At 57.2% G+C, this 16,443-nt stretch carries 13 protein-coding genes; 7 read left to right on the plus strand and 6 right to left on the minus strand.

The window, feature by feature from the left end; all coding sequences use genetic code 11:
• Positions 1–68 precede the first annotated feature (68 nt).
• A complete protein-coding gene (locus ACGY09_RS12645) occupies positions 69–833 on the plus strand; it encodes an ABC transporter ATP-binding protein (RefSeq protein ID WP_397571781.1) in 765 nt (254 codons plus the stop codon).
• A gap of 105 nt (positions 834–938) precedes the next feature.
• On the opposite strand, the gene trmB is transcribed toward ACGY09_RS12645, so the two are convergent.
• The 4 genes from trmB to ACGY09_RS12665 form a co-directional block, all read right to left on the minus strand.
• Positions 939–1,565: a tRNA (guanosine(46)-N7)-methyltransferase TrmB gene (trmB, locus tag ACGY09_RS12650; protein ID WP_373649886.1), complete on the minus strand. Its 627-nt coding sequence runs from the start codon at positions 1,563–1,565 to the stop codon at positions 939–941.
• Between the two features lie 369 nt (positions 1,566–1,934).
• Positions 1,935–2,444 carry a 3-hydroxyacyl-ACP dehydratase FabZ family protein gene (locus ACGY09_RS12655; protein WP_397571782.1) on the minus strand — a complete coding sequence of 170 codons (510 nt, stop codon included), beginning with the start codon at positions 2,442–2,444 and terminating at the stop codon, positions 1,935–1,937.
• Positions 2,445–2,799: 355 nt separating this feature from the next.
• Positions 2,800–3,876, minus strand: coding sequence for a C45 family autoproteolytic acyltransferase/hydolase (locus ACGY09_RS12660; protein ID WP_397571783.1), 1,077 nt, complete (start codon positions 3,874–3,876; stop codon positions 2,800–2,802).
• 392 nt (positions 3,877–4,268) lie between these two features.
• Positions 4,269–5,669, minus strand: a complete 1,401-nt coding sequence (locus tag ACGY09_RS12665) for a DUF1501 domain-containing protein (protein WP_397571784.1) — start codon at positions 5,667–5,669, stop codon at positions 4,269–4,271.
• Positions 5,670–6,047: 378 nt separating this feature from the next.
• On the opposite strand from ACGY09_RS12665, the gene ACGY09_RS12670 reads away from it, so the two are divergent.
• Positions 6,048–6,740 carry an NAD(P)H-hydrate epimerase gene (locus ACGY09_RS12670; RefSeq protein ID WP_397571785.1) on the plus strand — a complete coding sequence of 231 codons (693 nt, stop codon included), beginning with the start codon at positions 6,048–6,050 and terminating at the stop codon, positions 6,738–6,740.
• Between the two features lie 17 nt (positions 6,741–6,757).
• On the opposite strand, the gene fmt is transcribed toward ACGY09_RS12670, so the two are convergent.
• Both fmt and def read right to left on the minus strand, forming a co-directional pair.
• Complete coding sequence (fmt, locus tag ACGY09_RS12675; protein WP_397571786.1) at positions 6,758–7,735, minus strand: methionyl-tRNA formyltransferase; 978 nt, start codon at positions 7,733–7,735, stop codon at positions 6,758–6,760.
• 32 nt (positions 7,736–7,767) lie between these two features.
• Positions 7,768–8,364: a peptide deformylase gene (def, locus tag ACGY09_RS12680; RefSeq protein WP_397571787.1), complete on the minus strand. Its 597-nt coding sequence runs from the start codon at positions 8,362–8,364 to the stop codon at positions 7,768–7,770.
• A gap of 581 nt (positions 8,365–8,945) precedes the next feature.
• On the opposite strand from def, the gene ACGY09_RS12685 reads away from it, so the two are divergent.
• The 5 genes from ACGY09_RS12685 (at position 8,946) to ACGY09_RS12705 (ending at position 16,382) form a co-directional block, all read left to right on the plus strand.
• The gene (locus ACGY09_RS12685) at positions 8,946–9,431 is read left to right on the plus strand and encodes a hypothetical protein (protein WP_397571788.1); all 486 of its coding nucleotides are present in this window, start codon (positions 8,946–8,948) and stop codon (positions 9,429–9,431) included.
• Positions 9,432–9,743: 312 nt separating this feature from the next.
• Positions 9,744–12,968 carry a DUF1553 domain-containing protein gene (locus ACGY09_RS12690; protein WP_397571789.1) on the plus strand — a complete coding sequence of 1,075 codons (3,225 nt, stop codon included), beginning with the start codon at positions 9,744–9,746 and terminating at the stop codon, positions 12,966–12,968.
• A 46-nt stretch (positions 12,969–13,014) separates the two neighbouring features.
• A complete protein-coding gene (locus ACGY09_RS12695) occupies positions 13,015–14,556 on the plus strand; it encodes a hypothetical protein (protein ID WP_397571790.1) in 1,542 nt (513 codons plus the stop codon).
• 250 nt (positions 14,557–14,806) lie between these two features.
• Positions 14,807–15,739 carry a sugar phosphate isomerase/epimerase family protein gene (locus tag ACGY09_RS12700; RefSeq protein ID WP_373649876.1) on the plus strand — a complete coding sequence of 311 codons (933 nt, stop codon included), beginning with the start codon at positions 14,807–14,809 and terminating at the stop codon, positions 15,737–15,739.
• Between the two features lie 355 nt (positions 15,740–16,094).
• The gene (locus ACGY09_RS12705) at positions 16,095–16,382 is read left to right on the plus strand and encodes a hypothetical protein (RefSeq protein WP_397571791.1); all 288 of its coding nucleotides are present in this window, start codon (positions 16,095–16,097) and stop codon (positions 16,380–16,382) included.
• Positions 16,383–16,443: the final 61 nt, after the last annotated feature.

A 16,443-nucleotide genomic window follows, 5' to 3' on the forward strand; every position in this document is an offset into this window, starting at 1 on the left:
GGAAGCAGATTTCCTCAGGCAGCGAATTGAATCGAGCATTGGTCGGGAGCATTCTCAAAGTGGATGAGATGATCAACGTTGAGGGACTCACCAAGCAGTTCGGAGACCTGCGTGCAGGACTTTTTACTGCGCTGGAGGATGTCACTTTCACCGTCCAGCCGGGTGAAATTTTTGGACTGCTCGGTCCCAATGGGGCTGGTAAAACCACGTGTCTGCGAATCCTGAGCACGGTGCTGAAGCCCACCCGCGGGCGAGCCCGCGTGGCAGGCTACGATGTCGCTCAGTCACCCGAAGAGGTTCGTGCCCGGATCGGATTTCTCTCGAACAACACAGGTATCTATGACCGCATGACCGCCTGGGAAATGGTCCAGTACTTCGGTCGTCTGTACGGGATCCCTGAACGGTCACTGCAGGAACGGATCGCAAAACTTTTCGACCGCCTGAAGATGAACCCGATTCGTGACGTGCTGGGCTCGAAGATGTCGACCGGTATGAAACAAAAGGTGTCGATCGCCCGCGCGCTCGTGCATGATCCCCCGGTTCTCATCTTTGACGAACCAACTTCGGGACTGGACGTCCTGGTCGCCCGCAACGTGCTGGACGAAGTCAAATCCCTGCGTGATCAGGGCAAGTGCATCATCTACTCGACCCACATCATGAGTGAGGTCGAAAAGCTCTGCCATCGGATCGCCATCATTTACCGCGGCAAGATTCTGGCACTGGGGACGGTCGAGGAACTGCGCGAACGGCACCAGCAACAGGACCTGGAAGAGCTGTTCTTCAAACTCATCGATCTTCATGAAGCGCAACTGGCGACGGATGCCGTTCGCTGAACGGGAGTCAGGAGACGGCTGTGCCTGCAGAAGCAGGTTCACCCGCGAAACTGCTGAGCACGGACTGTCGATGATCTACGTTGCAGCGTCGCCCAGGTAATACGATTACAGGGGTTTGCGTTTCCAGAGACCTCGGTGAATTTCGCAGCCCAATTTCCGTCCCCGGCGGTGGAAATTCGTCAGGAAATTCATCTCATCGCCACCCACCGGTTCGGGAGGCGGCACATCGATCACGAAATCCTCGTGATGGTTCATCAACCCGGAGATGACCTTGAAGTAGTCGCCGACGTCTGTCCAGGAATGGACGAAACCACCGGGCTTGACGACACGCGACAGCAGGTCAGCAAACTCATCAGTAAAGAGTCGACGCTTGGTGTGCTTTCGCTTCCACCAGGGATCCGGGAAATAAACATGAGCCGCATCGACCGAATGCGGACGAACCTGATTGATCAGAAACTGTTTTGCATCGCCGCCAATCACTCGCGCGTTGGGGAGTTCCCGCTTGGCCAGCCGTTTGGCCGCCCGACGCCCTTCGACAAAGTCGAGCTCAATCCCCAGCCAGTTGGTCTCCGGGTGTTCAAGGCTCGAATCGAGCAAAAACTTCCCCCGACCACATCCGATGTCGAGTTCCACGGGATGGTCGTTACCGAACATCGTTGGCCAATCGACCAGACCTTCGAATTCGGCCAGAGGAGCAAAGTAGGGGTGCAAATCAACGACGGGCTGAGGCATTGTGTTCGCTGCCCGTTTGGGCAACGCCGTGAACGATCGCGCAAGTAGGGAACTCTGCCGGCATCCGCTCAAGAGGGACAACTCGGCAGCTCAAACGAGGGCCACGATGATAGCGAATTTCCGGCGATGCGACATCGTCACCAGAATTCGATTGGCATGTTCCCCAAGGAGCCAACAGCCCGGCGAGCCCCCCTCAGACGATCGACAGAACGCCCTTGCCAGCGCAAGGGGTAGCGCGTCCCACCACCCACCTTTTGCAACTCATTCCTTCAAAACGAGTTACAAGAGACGTGCCAAAGCAGGCGGTTCGGCCGCAGCGTGAGGCAGCGAGCAGACAGTCACCCACCCTGAAGGGGGGTGTTGTCCGATCTATTCGTCGCCGGTCTGCGGTTTATCGCGATGAATGGGGACGCCGATCATGACACCGCTGAAGACCATTTTCTCTTCCACGAAACCCTGGAACGCGAATTCAGCGCGGCGGCCTGGTCGCAGCTTCGTCATCTTCACCATGATCAGCAGGCGATCGCCCACGAAGACAGGAGAGCGGAAGCGGACTTCTTCCATACCGCCGAAACCCAGGAAGTCTCCCGCGAGGAGTTCGTACTTCCGGGCGTAGAATCCGGCCAACTGTGCGGCACACTCACACAGGACGACCCCAGGCATCAAGGGGAAGTCGGGCATGTGGCCCCGCACCCAAAATTCATTGGGCGTAATATCCTTATAGCCGATCAGACCGTTCCCTTCGCGGTCGACTGACAGGATTGCCGTCAACTGCTCCATCTCAAACCGCTGCGGATTGACTTTGCGAATGTCTTCCAGTGTGAAGACAGGCTTATCGAAATCCAGATTATCTAAGCTGTAAATCGCTTGAGGAGGCATGACGAATCCTTGAACGGCCTAATAACACGAGGTGAAACACGTCTTCCTCATGACGTTTTTTCACGGCTTTCCACAACACAAGTCGATTCAACGGCCCCGAACCGAGCTCGAAAAATGCCTGAACTCGCCGTTTCGGAAGAATGAAGGAAGACTCACAAAAGATCAAGAGAGAATCGACAGTCCCCGACGAACACTTTTTACCATTCGACCGTCACCGCGACGATCGAAAAGAAAGCCATAAAAGTAAGGGCTCCTGCCCACAAGAAGTTCCCGGGAAATGCACCTCTGCCCCTCAAGTCAGTCAGAATTAAGGAACGCATTGATGTTGTGCCGTACTCCCTCGATCAACGAAACATCAAGCCAGAATGTAGCGTTCGTACGGGTGATCGCAGGGGGTGCCTCGCGTGATCTGCATTTGCTGCTTGTCAGGTTCGATGATGACAGAGAACACCGTCTGCCAGAAACCATGCGGTAAATCATCGTTCGTATGCCGGCAGATCGATCTCGGATGCCCCTCGTGGTCGCTGAGCGCGGTCATCAGCCGGCTCACCGTCGCATCCTGAGACCCCGGCTCGGCATTCCTGTTCCCGAAGTTTAGAAGTGCGTCGATTCGCGTCTGGCGAGCATGAGACTGAATCAGTTCGGGAAACGAGTCATTGATCCGGATCAGATCGGGATGTCGACAGTGATTCGTATGGGTCACCAGGCCTGACGCACCACCATCAAGGACTTGTACCGATTCCAGAGTCACTTCCAGATCAGCCGGGCCCTGTGGGGTCGTCAGCATCATGTTCGCAGGAATCGCTCGCTCAGCCCGTGATACGGCATTAACCGCTTCCTCCAGACTGGTCGATTCATAGACCCCGCGGATGAGAAAGTAATGCGGAACGCCCAGCCTGCGACTGGGTGCTGGCAGTGTATTGGCACACAGTCCGACACCGGCCGAGTTGAACCCGATGTACGCGATCAATCCCGCCTGAGTAACACTCATGAATGCAGGCTTTCCCACTGGCCGGCGAGTCAGGACGATCGTGAACTCATCCAGCGCTGGATCCGCATCCCAGTTTTGGGCCAGGATCCGCTGCTCACAAAACGGGCGCCCCAGTGAAAGGGAGGTACACCCCGAGTCGGACGCCTGTAATTGGTTGCGGACCTGCAACAACATCAGCTCGTCCAGCGAGATCCGGGCGGCTTCTGCGACCCCTTTCATTTCTTCCAGCATGTCGACCGAGTAACGCTCGACGAAAGGAATCGATTCGCGCGCTACACCCAGTGCTGCTTCACGCGAAATTGCGAGGGTCAAATTGACGCGATCCATCGCAATCGCGCTGAACCCCCGAATTAGTTCTCCTGCTGCTTCGCCGAGCTGACGCCCCATTTCACGCGGCGTCCCCGCAACTTCCATCTCGAGATAACGATTCGGCAAGACCATTTTCGACTTTCAAAATATCGGGAACTCGGTCGGCGCTGCAGAGCTATCTCAGAATTCGCGTCCACTCGCAAGCGGACGCAAGAAGACTGATTAGTAATTGAGGCGAACCAGCAACGGCGTTCTGCCCCATCCGTCATCAGGCATTCTTCAGGGCGAGATGGAGATCACACTCATTCTGGGCGAACGAACCAAGAGGGAAGCCACTGGATCGACGGATTCCGCTCAATAAACGGCAAACGATCACACACTGGCATGCCGCCAGAAACCCCAACAACCAGGCTCCCGACTCGGCCTCAGGGATGTTAGCAGCGGGAAGACGTGACTGCAGGAATGGCGCTCGTTCTCCGGAGGCTTTGACCACACGAGAACCACAAGAAGGCAAGCAGTGGAACTTACCCACAGAGTTCGGCGATCGGCTTTCCCTGATCAATCACGAAGCGAGGACGGCCGCGATTATCGAGATACGAGATATCGAGCGGAACTCCCATGTGATGGAAGATTGTTGCGGCCAGATCGCCGGGGGTGACCGGACGTTCCAGAATTTGACCTGCGTCACGCTCGGTGGCTCCAATTACTTGGCCGTGGCGGAATCCACCTCCCGCAACCGTGATCGACGACACGATCGGCCAGTGATCTCGTCCGTCCGAACTTCCCTGCGTCCCGATTTTGGGTGTTCGTCCGAATTCACCCATGGCAAGCACCAGGACATCATCCAGCAGTCCCCGTTCCTCAAGATCGCTAACCAGTGTGGTGATCAACCGGTCAAAGACCGGCAGCAGAGGACGCAAGCCATTCCAGATTCCCCCATAGGGAGGAATGTTATCTCCGTGAGTATCCCACGTCCCGGAAGCGCCATGATTGCTGAGATCAATGGTCACAAAACTGACACCCGATTCCACGAGACGTCTTGCCAGCATCGCCTGCTGACACCATTCGTGGTCGCCGTACTTCAACCGCACGGACTCCGGTTCTTTGCTGATGTCGAAGGCATCGCGAGCACTCGCGCCGGTCACCATACTGACCGCCTGCTGAGTGAAGCGGTTGGTCGCTTCCATCGAGCCCGAAAGATCGAGATCCCGGCGCAGCCGATCAAGGTCGGAGGTCAATTGAGAACGGGAATGCAGCCGCTCTGTCGTCAACCCGCGCGGCAGGGAAAACAGGCTTCCGACATCCTTTCCCTGGAAGGGGTCATACGCGTGCCCCAGATATCCGCCCCAGGCAACATGGGAACGAGATTTCATATTGAGCACGACGTAGGGGGGCAGGTCAGGATTACTCTCCAACCGCTCGCGGGCGATAATCGAGGCGAGCGCAGGAAACTTTTCTGCCTCACGATTGATTCGCGGTTCCGCGTCGAGATTCGCGGTCTGCATGACCATATTCGGTTCGTGATTGGAGAACCGGCAGTCGACCGAACGAATCAGTGTCATCTTGTTGAGCATCGCCGCCTGCAACGGGAGATACTCACAAATCTGCACTCCCGGCAACGCGGTGGAAATGGGGGAGAAGGGTCCCCGCACTTCGATCGGTGCGGCAGGCTTCATATCCCACGTATCGATGTGACTTGGGCCCCCCGTCATCCAGACGAGAATCACACTTTTCTGGCGGGGAGATGATTTACCACCCGTCACCGCCTGTTCTTTCGCTTGCAGCAGTCCGGGCAACGAAAGCCCTGACAGCCCGGCGAGACTGGCTTTCAACATACTGCGGCGACCAAGTACGGTCACACCTTCCAGCTCCCGGGGTCGCATGGAGGCAAAAGCGTGGTCGGGTGTGTGCTGATGAACCGACATAAATACCAGTCCCCAAAGACGTTTGCAGGTATGTTCGCAACGGGTCTCGGATCCCTGACCGCGCTCGCAGGTCGCAGAAACGTTCGTTTATAATAAAGAAACCGGCCCGAAAGTGAAAATGTTTTTTGTCGCCAAACCCGCGTGAAAGACTTTTTAATAGCTGGATTCCTCAAGCAACACTCGCGATAAGCCATACTATCGATCTAAGAATATGTGACATCAGAATGTTACATCGAAAGGGCTGAGATAATGACCGATGGTAGGCGTGCACACTGTTCGCCGAATTCAGGAACCAATTAGCCCTCACCTACATCGCCCGGTGCGGTTCCCCGAAGAACCTGTAATAACGAACTGCTTCTGACGGCCGAAAGAAACCCCATGACAGCCTCATCCCCGCAAACCGCGCTGATGCCTCCCTTGACGCGAAATCAGGTTCGCGAAGTCGATCGGATTGCGATCGAAGAATACGGCCTCCCTGGACTGGTGCTGATGGAGAACGCGGGCCGGAACGCGGCAGAACACCTGATAAACCTCGGGATTTCTGGCCGGATCACGATCTGTTGCGGTAAGGGAAACAACGGCGGCGATGGGTTTGTGATCGCCCGCCACCTCGAGAACCGTGGGTTCGCGGTGAAGGTCCTCTTATGTGCACCTGCGTCAACGGCCACAGGGGATGCCGCAGTCAATCTGAAGGTCCTTCAGGTCGCGGGGACCCCGATCAAGTCGCCCCCCCTCGATTGGGATCAGGAACTGGCCGGAAGTGACTGGATCATCGATGCCCTGCTGGGAACCGGAACAGCGGGAACGATCCGCGAACCGTTCGTGAGCTGCATCAATGCAATAAACCGCTCCAACTGCCGAGTCTACGCCGTGGACCTCCCTTCAGGCCTTGATTGCGACACGGGCGAACCATTGGGGGTCTGCGTCCGAGCCGATCACACCGCCACGTTCGTTGCCCCGAAAATCGGATTCAGTCGATCAGGCGCCGCCAACTGGGTGGGCCAGGTCCAGGTGATTGATATTGGAGTTCCTCGAACGCTCTTACAGCAGTTGCTTACCCGTTCGTCCTGAAAGGCCTGTCGGTCAGGTCATTCCATTCGAGCTTCCGCTCCGAACCGGTCACCGGATTCCACTTTCCGCCCCCGCAAAAAGTCAGAAACAGGCATGGGCCGTTTACCATCGGGTTGCACGTTCTGCAGCCGAACAGCGTCTGTTCCGCACTGGACTGTGATCGAACTGGAGTCCAACGCGATCACCGCGCCGGGAACGACTGCCAAGGCCCCAGCGGCATTTTCCACGGGATCCACAGCCAGAATCTGCAGGCGCAAGGGAGGCTTGCCGGGCTGATGCAGGTAGCTGAAGGGGCCGGGCCACGACTGCATTCCTCGCACGTGACGCTCCACCTCGACCGCAGATTTCTCCCACGGGATCAGACCGTCACTCTTGGACAGCTTGCGGACGTGAGTCATCTGCGATTCGTCCTGAGGCACCCTCGTTTCCTGCCCCAATGCGATCTGATTGATGACCTGCAGCGCGAGAGGCACCGCCAGCTCGGCCAACCGTTGCTCGAGCTGCGACGTTGTTTCCTTCGTCCCGATCTCGGTTTTCGCAACCCCCAGCATCGGTCCGGCATCGAGCTTCTTGACGATCTCCATGATCGTAACGCCCGCTTCACGATCACCGTTCAGGACCGCCGCATGAATAGGAGTTGCCCCTCGATACTTCGGCAGCAGCGAGGCGTGGAGATTGATGGTACCCAGTCGCGGAATTGCCAGCACGGCATCAGACAGCATCTGGCCATACGCCGCGACGACGAACAGATCTGCTTCGGTCTCCTTCAGGGCATCGACACTTTCCGGAGTTTTGATCGAACTCGGCTGCAGGACGACCAAACCTCGCTCGGTGGCCAGTTGTTTCAACGGGTTGACGTGCTGATGATGACCGCGCCCTGTCCGATCGGGTTGGGTCACCAATCCGACGACGTGGTGCTCTTGCCAGTCACACAACGCCTGAAAAGTCGGGAGCGCCAGCGGCCCGGTCCCGAGAAAGAGAATGCGAATCGACACGTTTACCCCGCTGCTCTGCTACGACCTTTTCATTACGACTTTGCCACCAGGGGGGGCCGTGATTCCATTGCAAGTAGTTCGCGTTTCAGAACTTCATCGGACGGATAACGCCCATCGGACTGCCAGCGGCGAAACTGGGTTTCGAAGTCGGCGACGACAGGCTGCAAATCGCGGGCGGCCGTCTCCGTCATCCGATCGATGAACAAGACACCGTCAAGATGATCGGTCTCGTGCTGAACGGCTCGCGCGGCGAGATCATCCAGAGAATAGCCAAAACACTGGCCATTCAGATCAAAGGCTTCGACTTCAATTTTTGCTGCTCGTTTGACCTGCCCGTACATGCCGGGAAAGCTGAGACACCCTTCCTCGCCCTCGGTCGACCCTTTGCGTTTCAGAATCTCAGGATTGATAAAGACCAGTTCTTCTTCCTTGTCTTCTGCATCGCCGGACAAATTGAGGACAAATAACCGGTAGGGGAGCCCAACCTGATTTGCCGCCAGTCCAATCCCTTTCGCGGCGTACATCAAAGTGAACATTTCGGCCACGACGCGACGCAGATCGTCGTTGATTTCCTGGATCTGCTTGGATTTCCATCGCAGCGCGGGGTGAGGGTAGGGCAGGATGTTCATGAAAGCTCAGACAAAGTTGAAGAGATCGAGTGCACAGTCGTTTTTGCAAGTATAGGTTTGCCACGGGACATGGTCGAGCCACGCGATCGAACTCCCCCCCTCTGTGACGTCGCTTCCTGCTCAGCAACGCGGACACCCGGAAGGGGCAGAGAGATTAAGAAAAAATTCTGACACGCCGATGCTCTGCCTTGGGTAACTGAGTGCGTCGCTCCTGCGTGAGCCGAAATGATCTTGAGAGAGCCTCCGCGATCGTCATATTCACGGCAGTTCGCGGTCATCCGCAGCACGCTCTCAGACGGCCTTTCAGGTCACTCCGCACCAGTCTGAACGCGTTTTCGGCCACGAATGGCACCGGCAAAAACGTGGCGATGTGCCACACTCCAGCGCCAATAAAAACCGCGTTCGCATCAAATTGGTGCTACCACATATTTAGTACACTACAGTTTGTGGCTCGACAAGGGTTGAGACGAGCGATTCAATACAACCCTCGGATTGGACCGTGAACTCTTTCACGGGTGGCGCGCCGTGACCTGGAAGGTCATGCCCGTGATCGCGCCGGATCTTCAAGATGGAGAATCCCCATGCAGCCTGGATTGTTGAAGCCTGGTCGCGCCTATTCGTTCCTTTACCCTCGCTACAACTATCAGCAGCTTCCCGACAGAACGGAACTGCGGCGGATCGAGGTGGTGTCGATTCGCGACGTCCACCACGAGCCGCTTGACCCGACGACACTTCCGCTGAATCCCTTACTGAAACGGGGAAGATGGCTCGTCACCGGTCGCGACCTCGACAAGGATCATGAACGGTCGTTCTATTTCGAATCGATGTCAAACGTGAAATGCCTGAGTGAGGATGAACTGGAGCCACTGAACGGTGTCGGCTACGTCGTCATCGAACAGACCCATGTCACGTTCCGCGCTGATCGCCTCAGTGAGGCACTTGCCTATCGAACCGGGCGTCAGCGGGGGACCGTCTGTGGGGTACTGGCAACCCGGCCCCGACAACTCCCCCCGGTCTCGATCCTGGACCAACCCCTCACCGAACAGGAGTACCACTTCGAATCGTAAGTAATGCAGAAGTAAGATAACTGCTCCACAGAGGCACAGAGTTTCATCCTAGCAGGAACGAGACGAAAACTGCCGGAACGCGGCCGCCCGTCACGGTATCGGCCCGTTCATCAGGCCGACCGCCATCATCGCCTTCTTGCCCTGTCCATTCTCTGTGCCTCTTCCAGAGGCCCGCGCCTGTTCCTGCAAGGTTGTATACTCACTTTTTGCCCAGTCTCCCTTTGTGTAGAATCGAACGGTTCGAGGGCCATCCAAAGTCGATCTTCGTTGTGAAAGCACTCTTAAACTGCGATTTTGCTTGTGGAGCTGTTGATGAACTGTCGAACGATCCTTCACGCGGCTTCCTGTGCGGCCGTCGTGATTCTTGCCAGCATGGCCTCGAACAGCGTCCTCGCTGCTGACACGTCGATCGAATTCAACCGCGACATTCGGCCGATTCTCACTGAATACTGTTTCTCATGTCACGGACCGGACAGTGCTTCTCGCAAAGGTGATCTTCGCCTGGATGTGCGTGATGCGGCTGTCGAGCGAAGCGCGATCACGCCGGGCGATCACACGAAAAGCGAATTGATCAACAGGATCGAATCGGCTGATCCCGACGAAGTCATGCCCCCTCCGGCGACGAAGAAACAGCTTTCCCCCGAACAGAAGCAGCTTCTTCGACGGTGGATTGAGCAAGGTGCGGAATACCAGCCCCACTGGTCATTTCTCGCCCCCGTCCGCTCTCCGATCCCTTCTGTCAAGGACACTGCCTGGGTCCGAAATCCCATTGATGCTGTGGTGCTCGCAAAGCTGGAAGCCTCTGGCTTGAGCCCCGCGCCGGAAGCGGATCGCCGGACTCTCGCCCGGCGGTTGAGTCTCGACCTGATTGGCCTGCCTCCCAAGCCCGAAGCGGTCGAGAAATTTGTGACCGACACGAGTCCTCATGCCTATGAACAATACGTCGATTCGCTTCTCGAGTCACCGCAATGGGGCGAGCATCGCGGACGCTACTGGCTCGATGTCTCACGCTACGCGGACTCTCATGGAATCCATTTCGACAACTATCGCGAGATGTGGTCGTACCGGGACAACGTCATCTCAGCCTTCAACCAGAACAAACCCTTCGACCAGTTCACGATCGAACAACTGGCTGGCGATCTCTTGCCGGGTCGATCCCTCGATCAGCAGATCGCATCGGGATTCAATCGCTGCAACATCACCACCAGCGAAGGGGGAGCGATCTCTGAAGAGTACCTCGTCCTGTACAGCCGCGACCGAACAGATACCGTCGCGCAAGTCTGGATGGGTATGACCGCCGGCTGTGCCGTCTGTCACGACCACAAGTTTGATCCGCTGTCGCAGAAGGAATTCTACGAACTGGCCGCGTTCTTTAATAACACTACACAGAACGCGATGGACGGCAACATCAAGGATACCCCCCCCGTCGTAGTTGTCCCCACCGTCGCCGATCGGCCTCGCTTCGAAGCACTTCCTGCCGAAATTCATTCAGCTCGGGAGGCGGTCGAAGCCCGACGCCGGGACGCACGACCGGAATTCGATACCTGGTTAGCTACTGCGAACGTGGGGACAGTCGCCCAATCGATCCCGACCAGGGACCTGGTTATGCACGCCCCTCTCAACGAAGGAGCAGGGAAGGTCACCAAGGTTGCCATCAATGGACAAATTCGGGACGTGAACCTCAACGATTCGGCGAGCTGGATTGATGGCCTGACCTCGAAATCGCTGGAAACACAAGGTGCGGCCGCAGATCTGGCCGACACCGGCGACTTTGATTCGAACCAGGCCTTCTCCTGCACCGCCTGGGTGAAAGTGCAGTCGAATGATTCTTCGGGAGCGATTCTGGCACGCATGGCGCCGCCCCCGGGCCATCAGGGATGGGACTTGTGGGTTCAAGGTCGTCGAATCGGAACCCACATGGTAAGCAACTGGCCAACGGACGCCCTGAAGGTCCTGACACAGGCGCAGCTCCCGGGAAACGAATGGACTCACGTTACCATCACCTATGACGGCTCGTCCAAAGGGGCGGGAGTCAAGATTTACTTCAATGGGCTGGCTCAGGTGACGAACACGGAAGTCGACAGCCTGAAGGGATCGATCCGAACCAGCGTCCCGTTCCGCATCGGTGAACGAAGTTCTGGCCAGCCCGCGAGCGGGACTGGGCTGCAGGACCTGCGACTCTATCAACGAGCCCTCTCGCCAGCGGAAGTCGAGTCGATGGCCAAAGTCTCTCGCTTTACTGGAATTCTCGCCAAGCCCGCCGACCAGCGGACGGACGCCGAGAAGAATGAAATTTACCCGTGGTGGCTGAGAACCAGTGACGCCCCATTCCAGGAGCAAACGGCGAAGCTGGAATCTCTTGAGGCTGAGCAGAACGCGATCAAAGCGCGGGGCACCGTGGCCCACGTCATGAACGAACGGAACGAAGAGGCCATGGCCTACGTCCTGTTTCGAGGTGACTATGACAAACGCCGCGACGCGGTTAAGCCTTCGACTCCTGCCGCTTTAATTCCGTTCCCGACGACCGCTCCCAGGAACCGACTTGGCCTGGCGCAATGGCTGCTGGAACCGGCTCACCCCCTCACCGCTCGTGTGACGGTCAATCGCTTCTGGCAGGAAGTCTTCGGGACCGGGATCGTCAGAACCTCGGGCGACTTTGGCATTGCCGGTGAACTTCCTTCCAACCAGGCGCTCCTCGACTGGCTGGCGGTCGAATTCCGGGAAGGAAGTCCCAGTCTCAACTGGCCATTCGAGACCGCGGCCGAGGTCAAACCGTGGGACGTAAAAAGATTCTTCCGTTTGATCGTGACGTCCAGCACCTACCGGCAGTCTGCCGAAGCAACCCCCGACAAGCTGGAGAAAGATCCACAAAACCGCCTGATGTCACGTGGACCTCGTTTCCGCATGGATGCCGAAATGATCCGCGATTACGCACTCGCTGCAAGCGGGTTGCTTGTTGAAAAGATCGGCGGCCCCAGCGTCAAGCCCTACCAGCCTGACGGAGTCTGGGAAGCCGTGGCAATGATTGGCAGTAACACGCGTGACTATCGCCGTGATTCTGGAGAAAACCTCTACCGACGCAGCATGTACACATTCTGGAAAAGGTCAGCCCCACCCGCGTCGATGGAAATCTTCAACGCCACCGCACGTGAAACCTGCACCGTCCGGCGCGAACGAACGAATACGCCCCTTCAGGCGCTCGTGACCCTGAATGACACCCAGTTCGTCGAGGCAGCCAGACATCTCGCCCAGAGGGTTCTGACGGACGAACAATCCAGCTCAACCGATGACACACATCGACTGAACGCGATGGCCCAGCGACTGCTTGCTCGCCCCTTCCGGTCAGCCGAACTTCCCATCATCCAGAGTTCACTGGACGATTTCGTAAAGTACTACGAGTCTCACCCCGACGACGCGAACAAGCTCATCACAGACGGGGAATCAAAACCAGATCCGGCAATCAAGCCCGAAACGCTGGCCGCCTGGACGTTACTGGCGAACGAGCTGATGAACCTGGATGAAGTGCTGAACAAGTAGATTTCATTTTCTCGCCCGATCGGTTCCCTCGCACATCGAGAACCCTATGAGTGACCAGACAGACTCGAGGACGTCCGGCGGCTCGGGGACACCCGAAGCAAACCTGACGCGGTTCTTACGATACGTTGTTCTGGCGCTGGCCTTCTGGCCCGCTTCGACTGCCGTCCGGGGCGCCGACACCGAGCCTGTCGAGAACGATTTCTATCGCATGGCCTCGTTCGAGGTCCCCAAGGAAATCATGCTCGAAGCGGGTGGAGTCGAACTGCTCCCCAATGGCGAACTGGCAGTCTCAACCCGTCGGGGTGAAATCTGGCTGGTGGATAAGCCGTTCGCAGAATCCCCGACCGACGCCAGGTTCAAACGCTTCGCTCACGGGCTGCACGAAGTGCTGGGGCTGGCCTACCGCGACGGCTGGCTTTACGCCACACAGCGGGGTGAGGTGACCCGACTGCGTGATGACAATGGAGACGGGCAGGCGGATCTCTTCGAGACCGTTAACGACGACTGGCAGATCTCTGGCGACTATCATGAATACGCCTTCGGTTCTCGATTCGACCGCGATGGCAACATCTGGGTCGTACTCTGCCTGACAGGCTCGTTCGGCAGCGACGCAAAGTATCGCGGGTGGTGCCTCCGGATCACTCCCGATGGCAAGTCGATCCCAACCTGCAGTGGCATTCGGTCACCAGGGGGGATCGGGATGAACGCAGAAGGAGAGATGTTCTATACCGACAACCAGGGACCGTGGAACGGAACGTGTGGGCTCAAGCATCTCTCCCCCGGTAAGTTTGTCGGCCACCCCGGTGGGAACCGCTGGTACGATCTTCCGGAGGTGCAGGCCGCCATGGGACCTCGCCCGAAAGACCCGCAAAGTGGCAGCCGCTTCATGACAGAAGCAGGCACGATTCCCGAGTACGAACCTGCCGCAGTCCTGTTCCCCTACGGCAAAATGGGTAAATCCGCCAGTGGGATTGTCTGCGACACAACCGAGGGACGATTCGGTCCGTTCACGGGGCAGATGTTCGTCGGAGACCAGAGCGACAGCACAGTCATGCGCTGTTTTCTCGAAAAGGTCGATGGCCATTATCAGGGAGCGTGTTTCCCATTCCGCGAGGGTTTTGGGTCAGGCTGCGTCGGCATGCTGCTGACCGACACGGGTACACTGTTTGTTGGCGGAACCAATCGTGGCTGGGCCTCGCGGGGCCAGAAGCCAGGCTCCCTGGATCGCGTTGTCTGGACAGGGAAAACTCCGTTCGAAATTCAGGAAATGCGGGCCAAGCCAGACGGATTCGAGCTGAAATTCACTCAACCCGTCGACCCCAAGTCAGCCGCCGCAATCGATAGCTATCAGCTCGAAACCTACGGCTACATCTACCAGGCCCAATATGGCAGTCCCGAAGTCGATCAGACCCATCCGAAAATCGTGAGTGCCACGGTCTCACCCGATCAACTCACGGTCAGGCTGGTGGTCGACAGTTTGAAAGCAGGAAACGTCCACGAGCTGATCTCGGGTGGAGTTCGTTCGGCTGCAGGCCAACCACTGCTGCACAAGGAAGCGTATTACACCCTGAATCGCATCCCCCAGTAACCCGGGAGCTTTTCGCAGGAACGACGAAGCCTCACGAGAGTGCCCCTTTCACATCTATGACGACTCTCTGAGGATGGCATTCGCTCGCTGAGGGCCTCCCCGGCAGGAACCTGTTTCGCAGAGGTGAACAAGCGCCTGGCTGGTCGTCTGCAATCAAGGGGAGAGGGCCTGTGTGGTGAATCTCCCCGGGCGTGACTATCCTGTTTCGGCCTGAATTTGCTTCCCGTCTGTTCTCACAGGAATCCCACGAATGCAGCTTGGTTTTGTCAGTGCAATCCTTCCTGAATGTTCTCTGAAAGAAGTCGCCAGGCTCGCGAGGACTTACGGTTTTTCCTGCGTCGAGCTGATGTGCTGGCCCCCCAGCAAAGCCGAGCGGCGCTACGCCGGGGTGACGCACGTCGATGTGACCGACTTCTCGTCCGCTCAGGCCGACGAAGTGAAGGGGATCATAAGCGACGCAGGGGTCGCGATCAGTGGCCTGGGATACTATCCGAACCCACTCGCACCGGACCTCGCGGAAGCCGAACGGTACGTCGAGCACATTCGGAAGGTGATTAAAGCGACCTCGCTGCTCGGCTTAACCCGCTTCAACACCTTCGTGGGGCGCGACTGGACGAAGTCCGTCGACGATAACTGGCCCCGGTTCATCGACACTTGGAAACCACTGGTCAAATTCGCAGAAGATCACGGTGTTCGCATTGGGATCGAAAACTGTCCCATGCTCTTCTCAAAGGATGAATGGCCCGGGGGCAAGAACCTCGCCACAACACCGGCGATCTGGAGACGGATGTTCGATGACATTCCCAGCCTGAACTTTGGCCTGAATTACGATCCGTCCCACATGATCTGGCAGCAGATGGACTACCTGAAGCCGATTCGTGAATTCGCCGACCGGCTGGTCCATGTGCACGCGAAAGACGTCCGCATCGATCGGCATAAACTTGATGAAGTGGGAATTCTGGCGCATCCAAACCAGTACCACACCCCCAAGCTGCCCGGGTTGGGAGACGTCAACTGGGGCCAGTTCTTTGGCACACTCGGTGACGTCGGTTATCGGGGCCCTGTCTGTGTCGAAGTAGAAGATCGGGCCTACGAAGAATCTCTCGACGCCCGCAAGGCGTCTCTCAAGCAAAGCGCAGTCTACCTGCGAAACTTTATTCGGGATCAGGGGTCCCTCGACTGACCCTTCTTCCTGATCATCAATGGCCTGTTTTCAGTCGGACTCCAGGCCAGCGACAACTTGCAGCACGGCAGTTTGTCGCTGGCCAACGGTCAATAAGTCCGCTGGGTCATTAGTGGACTGAACCGCAATCAAAGCGGAAAACAAGCTGACCGTGATTAGCAATGTCAGAATCGTAAGGTTCAGACAATGATTCCTCTTCAATTCCGCACTTCGGGGCGTCATTCTAACCGGGTTGATGAATGAAACCGGTATAAGGTAGAACTCTGCAACTGCTAGCTGTTCATGACAGGCTTGCTAAGTCCGTTATTTCAAAACTTGAAGAATCCTGTGCTTACAGGAAGAGGAATTTCGCCGCATGGCGATCCTGGCGGAATGTGATATCTGTGGAGCCCAGCACCGTGTGAAAGACGCATGGAAGGGGCGTACTATGGCATGCAAGGAATGTGGGACGCCCATACCGGTCCTGGACAACAACACGATTACGCCGGAGAACTATATTGAAGAACGAGGTCGGTTACGTCGCCGGCAAGCAGAGGATGCAAATCCGGGCTGGTACCGCCTGGTACCGATCCTTGCGGCCCTTGCCGTCGGTCTCACCCTGGCCTCTGCCATCTGGCTGATATCGGTGATCATTCATCTCTGATGGCATTCTGAATGCAGAGAACGCCCAACAGCCGTCCCCCATCTCACGAGCAACCTCAATC

The sequence above is a fragment of the Schlesneria sphaerica genome (genome assembly GCF_044336245.1).
GTDB classification, from domain to species: Bacteria; Planctomycetota; Planctomycetia; order Planctomycetales; family Planctomycetaceae; genus Schlesneria; species Schlesneria sphaerica.

Bases quoted from the DNA above. Each gene is read 5' to 3' on its own strand.
- ACGY09_RS12645 (WP_397571781.1), top strand. From the start codon at position 69: ATGATCAACGTTGAGGGACTCACCAAGCAGTTCGGAGACCTGCGTGCA.
- trmB (WP_373649886.1), bottom strand. From the start codon at position 1,565: ATGCCTCAGCCCGTCGTTGATTTGCACCCCTACTTTGCTCCTCTGGCC.
- ACGY09_RS12655 (WP_397571782.1), bottom strand. From the start codon at position 2,444: ATGCCTCCTCAAGCGATTTACAGCTTAGATAATCTGGATTTCGATAAG.
- ACGY09_RS12660 (WP_397571783.1), bottom strand. From the start codon at position 3,876: ATGGTCTTGCCGAATCGTTATCTCGAGATGGAAGTTGCGGGGACGCCG.
- ACGY09_RS12665 (WP_397571784.1), bottom strand. From the start codon at position 5,669: ATGTCGGTTCATCAGCACACACCCGACCACGCTTTTGCCTCCATGCGA.
- ACGY09_RS12670 (WP_397571785.1), top strand. From the start codon at position 6,048: ATGACAGCCTCATCCCCGCAAACCGCGCTGATGCCTCCCTTGACGCGA.
- def (WP_397571787.1), bottom strand. From the start codon at position 8,364: ATGAACATCCTGCCCTACCCTCACCCCGCGCTGCGATGGAAATCCAAG.
- ACGY09_RS12685 (WP_397571788.1), top strand. From the start codon at position 8,946: ATGCAGCCTGGATTGTTGAAGCCTGGTCGCGCCTATTCGTTCCTTTAC.
- ACGY09_RS12690 (WP_397571789.1), top strand. From the start codon at position 9,744: ATGAACTGTCGAACGATCCTTCACGCGGCTTCCTGTGCGGCCGTCGTG.
- ACGY09_RS12695 (WP_397571790.1), top strand. From the start codon at position 13,015: ATGAGTGACCAGACAGACTCGAGGACGTCCGGCGGCTCGGGGACACCC.
- ACGY09_RS12700 (WP_373649876.1), top strand. From the start codon at position 14,807: ATGCAGCTTGGTTTTGTCAGTGCAATCCTTCCTGAATGTTCTCTGAAA.
- ACGY09_RS12705 (WP_397571791.1), top strand. From the start codon at position 16,095: ATGGCGATCCTGGCGGAATGTGATATCTGTGGAGCCCAGCACCGTGTG.